1 protein-coding gene is annotated in these 7,071 nt (G+C 69.6%); it reads left to right on the forward strand.

Annotation, left to right across the window (positions count from 1 at the left end; genetic code table 11):
* On the forward strand, positions 1-7,071 hold a 7,071-nt coding region (locus tag G4D86_RS51310), incomplete at both ends, for a non-ribosomal peptide synthetase (protein ID WP_164003036.1).

Raw genomic sequence — 7,071 nt, forward strand, 5'->3', positions numbered from 1 at the left:
CTCCGGGCGACAAGCGCCTGGTGGCCTACGCCGTGCCTCCTCCGGGAGCCCTGTCGCCCTCCGCCCCCGAGCTGCGTGACTTCCTCAAGACGAAGCTGCCCGAGTACATGCTCCCCTCGGCCTTCGTCCCCCTGGAGGCCCTCCCTCTCACCTTCAACGGCAAGCTCGACAGGAAGGCGCTGCCTGCTCCGGACGGAGTGTTCACGGCCGGCATCGAGTACCTCGCGCCTCGAAACGAGACGGAGCAGCGACTCGCCGCCCTCTGGAGCGAAGTGCTGCGCGTCGAGCGCGTGGGCGTCCACGACAACTTCTTCAACCTGGGCGGCCACTCACTGCTGGCCACCCAGATCGTCTCTCGCATCCGCGCCGTCTTCGGCGTGGAGTTGTCCCTGCACACCCTCTTCGAGGCGCCCACCCTCGAAGCCCTCGCGAAGGCCGTGGATGTCGCCACCGGCTCGGCACGCGCGCTCGCACTGCCGCCGCTGCGGCCCGTCGAACGGACAGGCGCGCCTCCACTGTCCTTCGCTCAGCAGCGGCTGTGGTTCCTCGACCAGCTCATCCCCGACAGCACGCTGTACAACATGCCCGCGCCGCTGCGCCTGGAAGGCACGTTGGACACCGCCGCCCTGGAGCGCAGCCTGTCGGAGTTGGTCCGCCGTCACGAGGTGCTACGCACCTCCTTCCCCGAGGAAGCCGGCCAGCCCCTCCAGGTCATCGCCCCGCCCGCGCCGCTGCCCTTGGAGCGCGTGGACCTCAGTGCCCTGCCCGCCGACGAGCGCGAGGCCGAGGCGCGCCGGCTCATCGAGGCCGAGTGCCGCAAGCCCTTCTCGCTCGCGCAAGGCCCCCTGCTTCGCGCGCTGCTGCTGAAGCTCGATGCGCAGCAGCACATGCTGCTGCTCAACCTGCACCACATCGTCTCCGATGGTTGGTCCATGGGCGTGCTGGTGCGCGAGGTCGCGGCGCTCTACGAGGCCTTCTCGCAGGGCCAGCCTTCGCCGCTGCCCGAGCTGCCCGTGCAGTACGCCGACTTCGCCGCCTGGCAGCGCCAGTGGCTGCAGGGCGAGACGCTCGAAGCGCAGTTCTCCTACTGGCGCCAGCACCTCGCAGGTGCGCCCCAGGTGCTGGAACTGCCCACCGACAGGCCTCGCCCCGCCACTCCGTCCTACCGTGGTGCCACGCTCTCGCGGCTCATGCCCAAGGAGTTGGCTCAGGCACTCAGTGCGCTCTGCCAGCGTGAAGGCGTCACCTCCTTCATGGCCCTGCTGGCCGGCTTCCAGTCCCTGCTCTCGCGCTACTCCGGCCAGACGGACATCGTCATTGGCACCGACATCGCCGGCCGCACCCACGCCGACACCGAGGGCCTCATCGGCTTCTTCGTCAACCAGCTCGTCATGCGCGGGGACCTCTCCGGTGACCCCACCTTCCGCGAGCTGCTGCGCCGCACGCGCAAAGCGACGCTGGGCGCCTACGCCCACCAGGACGTCCCCTTCGAGGAGCTGGTGCGCGTGCTCAACCCCGAGCGCAGCCTCGCCCACGCTCCGCTCTTCCAGGTGAAGCTCGCGCTTCAGAACGCTCCCACCTCGGAGCTGAAGCTGCCGGGTCTCGCCTTCCGCAGCGTGGAAGGCAACACCGGCGCCGCGAAGCTCGACCTCTCTGTCTTCATCAACGAGACGCCCGAGGGCCTGGCCTGCCTCTGCGACTACAGCACTGACTTGTTCGACGCGCAGAGCATGGCCCGCCTCCTGGAGCACCTCCAGGTGCTGTTGGAGGCCGCCGTCGCTCACCCCGACACTCGCCTGTCCTCCCTCCCCCTGCTCACCGAGGCCGAGCACCAGCGGGTCCTCATCGAGTGGAACGACACCCGCGCGCCACTGGCCGTGGACACGTGCATCCATCACCTCTTCGAGGCGCAGGTGCAGCGCACGCCGGACGCGCCTGCCCTTGGCTTCGAAGGCCAGTGGCTCACCTACCGGGAGCTGGATGCACGCGCCAACCAGCTGGCACACCACCTGCGCTCGCTCGGCGTCGGCCCCGAGGTGCGCGTCGGCCTGTGCGCGGAGCGCTCTCTCGAATTGGTGGTGAGCCTCTTCGCCATCCTCAAGGCCGGCGGCGCCTACGTCCCGCTCGACCCGTCCTATCCACGCGAGCGCCTGGCGTGGATGCTGGAGGACTCACGTCCTGCCGTGGTTCTGTCCCAGCCCGCCCTGCTCACCCGCCTCCCGGAGATGCAGGGGGCCGTCGTGGTGTCCCTGGGTGACGAAGCGCTGCGGGGCCTGCCCACGCACGCGCCCTCGCCGCTGGCCACTCCCGACAGCCTCGCCTACGTCATCTTCACCTCGGGCTCCACAGGCCGCCCCAAGGGCGCCATGAATGCCCACCGGGGCGTCGTCAATCGCCTCCTCTGGATTCAGCACGCCCAGCCCCTGTCTGCCCAAGACGTTGTGCTTCAGAAGACTCCCTACAGCTTCGACGTCTCCGTCTGGGAGTTCTTCTGGCCCCTCATCTGCGGCGCTCGTCTCGTCCTCGCACGCCCTGGTGGCCACCAGGAGCCCGACTACCTCGCTCGCCTCATCTCCGAGCAGCGCGTCACCACCACTCACTTCGTCCCCTCCATGCTCCAGCACTTCCTGGAGCAGCCCGGCCTGGAGCGCTGCACCTCCCTCCAACGTGTCGTGTGCAGCGGCGAAGCGCTCTCCCACGAGCTCGCGCAGCGCTGCCTGCAGCGGCTGCCGTCCGCCCAGCTGCACAACCTCTACGGCCCCACCGAGGCCGCCGTCGAAGTCACCGCTTTCCATTGCCTGCCCCAGGACGGCCGACACTCCATCCCCATCGGCAGGCCCATCGCCAACACCTCCATTCGCCTCCTCGACTCGCACCTGCGGCCCGTTCCCACGGGCGTGCCCGGTGAGCTCTTCATCGGCGGCATCCAGGTCGGCCGTGGCTATCTCGCCCGTCCCGAGCTCACCGCGGAGCGCTTCATCCCGGACCCCTTCAGCGACACGCCCGGCGCGCGCCTCTACCGCACCGGTGACAAGGCTCGCTGGCTGGCCGACGGCAACATCGAGTACCTCGGCCGCCTCGACTTCCAGGTGAAGGTGCGCGGCCTGCGCATCGAGTTGGGTGAAATCGAGGCCACCCTGGAGAAGCATCCCCAGGTGCGACAGGCCGTGGTGGTCGTGCGTGACGGCTCACGCCTCGTGGCCTACGTGGTGCCGCCCAGGGGTGAGCAGTCACCCTCCACCGCGGACGTGCGCGACTTCCTCCGGCAGAAGCTGCCCGAGTACATGGTCCCCTCGGCCTTCGTTGCACTGGAAGCCCTGCCCCTGACGAGCAGCGGCAAGGTGGACAGGAAGGCCCTGCCTGCTTCGGACTCGGCGCCCGCGACCACCGTCGAGTACGTCGCTCCGCGCAACGCCACAGAGCAGCTGCTGTGCGACATCTGGGCGCAGGTGCTCGGCCGGAAGCAGGTGGGCATCCACGACAACTTCTTCGAGCTGGGTGGCGACTCCATCATCAGCCTCCAGGTCGTCGCGCGTGCGCGCCGGGCCGGCCTGGTGCTCGCCACGCGCCAGCTCTTCCAACACCAGACGGTGGCGCAGCTCGCCCTGGTGGCGAAGTCCTCCTCCGAGGCACGCAGCGAGCAGGGCCCTGTCACCGGCCCGGTGACGCTCACGCCCGTTCAGCGCCAGCTGCTGGCGCATGATGCGGCGCACGCCCATCACTTCAATCAGTCGGTGCTCCTGGCCTCGCGCGAGCCGCTGGACGCCTCTCGCCTGGAGAAGGCCCTCGCTCACGTCGTGGCCCACCACGATGCCCTCCGCCTGCGCTTCCGACAGGACGAAGGCGCGTGGTCTCAGGAGAACGTCGGCCCCGATGAGGCGCCTTTCCACCTGCTCCAGGTGGACCTCTCCGCCACGCCTGCCTCAGAGCAGCCCGCCGCGCTCGAAGCCGAGGCCTCGCGTTTCCAGGCCGGCTTCGCCCTCGCGCAGCCGCCGTTGCTGCTCGCCGCCCTCTTCCACCTCGGTCGCGGGCAGCAGCGTCTGCTCCTCGTCGCCCATCACCTCGTCATCGACGGCGTCTCCTGGCGTGTGCTGCTGGAGGACCTCGAGTCCGCCTATCAGCAGCTCCAGCAGGGCCCGCACGCATCGCTGCCGGCGAAGACGACCTCGTTCCAGTCCTGGGCGCGCCACCTGCAGGCGCATGCCCACTCCGAGGCCCTGCTGGCCGAAGCGCCTCTCTGGTTGGACGAAGCGCGCACGCAGGTGGCCCCGCTGCCCACCGACGCCTCCGGCCCCAACACGCATGCCTCCGAGCGCTCCGCCTCCATCGCCCTCGACGCCGAGGAGACGAAGCTGCTGCTTCAGGAAGTGCCCTCCGCCTGGCGCGCCCACATCAACGACGTCCTGCTCACCGCCCTGGCTCGCGCGCTGTCCGAGTGGACGGGACAGTCCGGGGTGCTTGTCAGTCTGGAGGGCCATGGCCGCGAGGAGCTGTTCAACGACGTGGATGTCTCGCGCACCGTGGGCTGGTTCACGTCCTTCACGCCCGTGCTGCTGCCCGTGCCCCCGAGTGGCTCGGCGGGCGAGTGCCTGCGCTCCGTGCGCGACTCGCTGCGCCGTCTGCCTCACCACGGCATCGGCTTCGGCCTGCTGAAGTGGCTCGGCCCCACCGATATCGCTCAGCGGCTCCAGGCCATGCCCATGCCGCAGGTGGCCTTCAACTACCTCGGCCAGCTCGACGCCACGGCCGACTCCAGCCGCCTCTTCTCCCCTGCTTCCGAGTCCCCCGGCGCCATGCTCTCGCCTTCAGGCACGCGGCTGCATGCACTGGAGATCAACGGCTCGGTCTTCCAGGGCCGACTGCGGTTCTCCTTCGGCTACAGCGCGAACCTGCACCATGCAGCCACCATCGAGTCGGTGGCCGGGCGCTTCCTGCACCACCTGCGCGCGCTCATCTCCCTGCGCACGTCCGAAGACGCTCGCCGCTTCTCCCCGGGTGACTTCCCGCTCGCAGCCCTCTCGCGGCCGTCGCTCGACACCGTGCTGCGGCAGGCAGGGCCCGACATCGAGGACGTCTACCCGCTCTCCCCCACGCAGCAGGGCATTCTCTTCCACGCCCTGCTGTCTCCCGGGTCCTCGGCGTACTTCCAGCAACTGTCCTGGACGGTCACCTCCACACTGGACCTGCCGGCCTTCCTGCGCGTCTGGAAGGCCTGCCTCCAGCGCCACACCATCCTGCGCTCCTCCTTCCACTGGGAGGGGCTCGATGCGCCGCTCCAGGTGGTCCACTCCCACGTGGAGCTGCCCTTCGAGCAGCTCGACTGGAGTGAGCTTTCCGCCTCCGAGCAGCACCGCCGCTTCGAGCAACTCCTCCTCGAGGACCAGCAGCGCGGCTTCGACCTGCACCGTGCGCCCCTGGTTCGACTCACGGCCATCCGCCTGGCGGATGATTCCGTGCGATTCCTCTGGAGCCACCATCACCTGCTGGTGGATGGCTGGAGCCTCGGCCTGCTCATCAGCGAGGTCTTCTCTCTCTACGAGGCCTTCCGCTCCGGCGCCTCGCCCCAGCCCGCGCCCAGGGCGCCCTTCCGCGACTACATCGCCTGGCTGCAGCACCGTGACGCCTCCGCCGACGAGGCCTTCTGGCGTTCCTACCTGGAGGGCGTCACTTCACCCACGCCGCTCCCCACGGATACCCATGCCGTCGCGCCCCAGGGACAGCCGTCCACACACCCCGTCCTCGACGTAGACCTCTCCGCCGAGGCCACGGCCTCACTGCAGTCCTTCGCCCGCCAGCACCAGCTCACGTTGCACACGCTCGCCCTGGCGTCCTGGGGCCTCGTCCTCTCCCACTACGCAGGCGAACAGGACGTCGTCTTCGGCAACACCGTCGCGGGCCGTCCTCCGGAGCTTCCGGGCTCCGACACCCTCGTGGGCCTCTTCATCAACACCCTGCCCACGCGCATCCAGCTGTCCTCTGCGACCTCCCCCCTGCTGCCCTGGCTCCAGTCGCTCCAGGCCCAGCAGGTCGAGCTGCGCCAGTACGAGCACTCTCCACTCGTCCAGGTCCAGTCCTTCAGCCAGCTGCCTCGCGGTGCCGCGCTCTTCGACTCGCTGCTCGTCTTCGAGAACTACCCCGTCGATGAATCGCTGGCGGATTTGGCCTCGTCGCTCCGGCTGAAGGATGTCGAGGCCTACGAGCGCACCAACTACCCGCTCACCCTCTTCGTCCTCCCCGGGCAGGCCCTGCGCTTGCGGGCCGTCTACGACTCGCCCCGCTTCGAGCCCGCTTCCATGCAGCGGCTCCTCGAACACTGGCGCAATGCCCTGCTCTCTCTGGCCTCCGCCTCTCGCGTGGGAGACGTCTCCCTGCTGTCCGAGGCTGAGCGCCACCAGGTGCTGGTGGAGTGGAATGACACGGCGGCGGACTTCCCGACCGACGCCTGCATCCACCACCTCTTCGAGGCCCAGGCGCAGCGCACGCCGGACGCGCACGCCCTTGGCTTCGAGGGCGCCTGGCTCACCTACCGGGAGCTGGATGCACGCGCCAACCAACTGGCGCACCACCTGCGCTCGCTCGGCGTCGGCCCCGAGGTGCGCGTCGGCCTCTGCGCGGAGCGCTCCCTCGAATTGGTGGTGGGCCTCTTCGCCATCCTCAAGGCCGGCGGCGCCTACGTCCCGCTGGACCCGTCCTACCCCCGTGAGCGCCTGCAGGGGATGCTGGAGGACGCACGTCCCGCCGTGCTCCTGCTCCAGCCTTCCCTGCTGCCCCTCCTCCCCGAGACTCCAGGGGCCGCCGTGGTGTCTCTCTCGGACGAAGCGCTGCGCGCCAGGCCCACGCACGCGCCCGCCCCGCTGGCCACCTCCGCCAACCTCGCCTACGTCCTCTTCACCTCCGGCTCCACCGGCCGCCCCAAGGGCGTCCAGGTGCCCCACCGCACCGTTTCCAACTTCTTCACCGGCATGGACGCCTGCGTCCACTCCCACCCCCTCGGTGTCTGGCTCGCCGTCACCCGCCTGTCCTTCGACATCTCCGTCCTCGAGTTGCTCTGGACTCTCGCTCGCGGCTTCC

The organism is Pyxidicoccus caerfyrddinensis, from assembly GCF_010894405.1.
In the GTDB taxonomy this organism is placed as follows: domain Bacteria; phylum Myxococcota; class Myxococcia; order Myxococcales; family Myxococcaceae; genus Myxococcus; species Myxococcus caerfyrddinensis.